Below are 2,567 nucleotides of genomic sequence, written 5' to 3'. Positions count from 1 at the left end.
ACGTTGGCAATAATTAAAAAGACCGAAATGAGAAACATTTTTATCCTATTTATAGGGCTTCTATTAATTAGCAATTCAAGCTGTCAAGAAAAAGGTGACGAAGTAAAAATTTTTGTTTCATGGCCAGGAGCATCTTACCCACCAGGATATATTTGGAAACAAGGAGAAACTAAACCTTCGGGATTAGAACCGAAGCTGATTGAGAGAATATTGGAAATAGCGTGATATGAATATAACTTCATAGATGACTACGTGTACAACAAAAACGGAGACGTGAGATTAGATGTGATAACTGACGGCAAAGCTGACATAACAATACGCTCTATCACAATTACCGAAGACCGAAAACAAAAAGTTAACTTCTCAGAACCTTACTACTATGACGGAGCCAGTGCTCTAGTTTTAGCCAAAAGCGGAATTAAATCAAAGGATGATTTTCAAAACAAAACCGTCTATGCTTTTGACTTTACAACAGCTTACGATTGGGCAAAAGGAAATTTACAAGAATCTGAAATTGTGAGTTATGAATACTTTTCAGGAGACCAAGCACCAGAAAAACTTTTACTAGAAGGTAAAATTGATGTTTATCTCGGTGACAGAAGTTTCTTGAAGACATTACTGAGTAAATCACCCAATTTCAAATTATTAGATGATACTTACACACGAGAACCGTTTGGAATTGCGGTTGATAAAGACCAACCCCAACTTTTGAATGACATCAACAATGCAATTGAACAATTAAGAAGCACAGGTGAACTCGAGAATATTACGTCAGAATTTAAAAAATAACTATTGCCAACAATCGCTATAAAAACATGTCCTTCGGGACACGTCTCATAGCGGGGCCGTTGGGGGTCAGTTTAAAAAAAGACAGACATTAACGAATAATATATTAAATATGATTACAAGAAGTGGTAAAAAATGGTATAAAGAAAATAACCAATTCTTATTAACAATATCGGGGTTATTTGTTGTACTTACTCTAGCGAATACACAATTTAACACATCAGTTCAGGGAAAAGATATGTTTATTATGACACTGATATTAATATGTTCATTTCCGTTGTTTATATTATTCATTAATAGACAGGCGGATAGGCACAGAGAATATCATAGATTAAGGATGAATTTTATTTTTAATAAAATGAGTGAAGATACATATCTACTTAAAATATTAAAACCTGAAATATTAGATATTATCAAAAAGGAATATACTGGTAATGTTAATGAATATAGTTATGATATGATAGCTGACGATATTTATAAAAAATACCGTTCAGATTTAGAAAAACCATTCAATAGATACCAAAATGAATATAATTTAGAACTAATAAAATTAAAATTATCTACCTTAACCAATAAATATGAATGGGAATATATGGGTAAAATTAGAGCTTGGTTTGATTTTATATTATTTGATGTTGGTAGATATGTTTTGTTAATATCTTGGGTTATATATTTTTTTAGTGGTTAACACTCAAACATTTTTTTGTTACAGCTAAACAAAAAACCGAACCACCAACATTGTGTATGTGCAAGTGGGGTTTTGATGGTAAATTGAAAGGTTATTACTTTCTATAAACTTTTGTGAGTAAAGAAAATTAAGTGCTTTTCATTCCCCACCTGACACATACACAGGGAACGTTACCACCAATTAGAACGAACTTTATGAACATATATATTATTGGAGCAGGAATAGGAGATTCAGCACACGCAACAACCCTTAATATGGGGCAAGGTGCTTGTCAGGCTATCGAAGATGCTTTTGTGCTTTCAGAGTGTTTACACAAATATGAGATTACCAAAGCATTTTCGGAATATCAAAAATTAAGATTACCAAAAGCACATCAAGTAGTTAAAGCAAGTTGGCTTGTTGGAAAAATGGCACATCTTAAAAATCCTATATTAATTGGTTTACGTAATCAAATGTTAAGATTAACGCCTACTTCAGTTAATAGAAAACAGAATGAACTAATTTTTCAATTGGCAGAAATATGATTCAAACTATTTTATCTATTTCTTTATTTGCAATTTTCACTACAATAGGGTTCATCCATTTTTATTGGCTTTTTGGCGGAAAATGGGGTATAAATAATGCTTTACCTACTGAAGAAAATGGAGAAAAAGCAATGAAACCACCGAAGATTGCCACAGCAATTGTTGCTCTTGGCTTAATTTCATTTGGCTTATTATATTTAGTAAAAACAGGTATATTCAATAATCAAGTTCCTAATTGGATAATTACTTATGGAGGTTGGATAATTCCTACTATTTTTATTTTAAGAACAATTGGTGATTTTAAATATGTAGGGCTTTTCAAGAAAATAAAGCATACTGATTTTGCGAAAGCTGACACAAAATTGTTTGTACCATTATGCTTGTCAATTGGAATAATTGGGATTATAATACAACTAATGAATAAATGACGAGTAGGTAAAGGGGAATCTCACCCTAAACCTCTCACAGAACCGTACGTGATAGTCTCCCATCATACGGCTCTTCATACGCACAATTTTCATTGTTTGGTAGTACACAAGCGCTTCCTTATCAAAATGATAAGTTGGCAA

5 protein-coding genes are annotated in these 2,567 nt (G+C 32.2%); all 5 read left to right on the top strand.

Features of this window, described 5'->3' with window-relative positions:
* Positions 1 to 225: hypothetical protein (locus CXF67_RS09250; RefSeq protein WP_219621033.1), on the top strand; the 225-nt coding region annotated here is incomplete at its 5' end.
* Between the two features lie 48 nt (positions 226 to 273).
* A complete protein-coding gene (locus CXF67_RS09245) occupies positions 274 to 789 on the top strand; it encodes a substrate-binding periplasmic protein (RefSeq protein WP_180957943.1) in 516 nt (171 codons plus the stop codon).
* Between the two features lie 109 nt (positions 790 to 898).
* Entirely contained in the window at positions 899 to 1,474 is a 576-nt protein-coding gene (locus tag CXF67_RS09240) for a hypothetical protein (RefSeq protein ID WP_102088494.1), read from the top strand.
* Positions 1,475 to 1,668: 194 nt separating this feature from the next.
* Positions 1,669 to 1,998 (top strand): flavin-dependent monooxygenase, encoded by a 330-nt coding sequence (locus tag CXF67_RS09235; protein WP_102088493.1) that lies wholly within the window; start codon positions 1,669 to 1,671, stop codon positions 1,996 to 1,998.
* A complete protein-coding gene (locus tag CXF67_RS09230; RefSeq protein WP_102088492.1) occupies positions 1,995 to 2,426 on the top strand; it encodes a DUF3995 domain-containing protein in 432 nt (143 codons plus the stop codon). The genes CXF67_RS09235 and CXF67_RS09230 overlap by 4 nt, the downstream gene beginning before the upstream one ends.
* Positions 2,427 to 2,567 lie beyond the last annotated feature (141 nt).

This window comes from Psychroflexus sp. MES1-P1E (assembly GCF_002836055.1).
Taxonomy (GTDB): Bacteria; Bacteroidota; Bacteroidia; order Flavobacteriales; family Flavobacteriaceae; genus Psychroflexus.
Note: the sequence above shows the minus strand (reverse complement) of the source record. Positions and strands in the feature narration are given on the sequence as shown.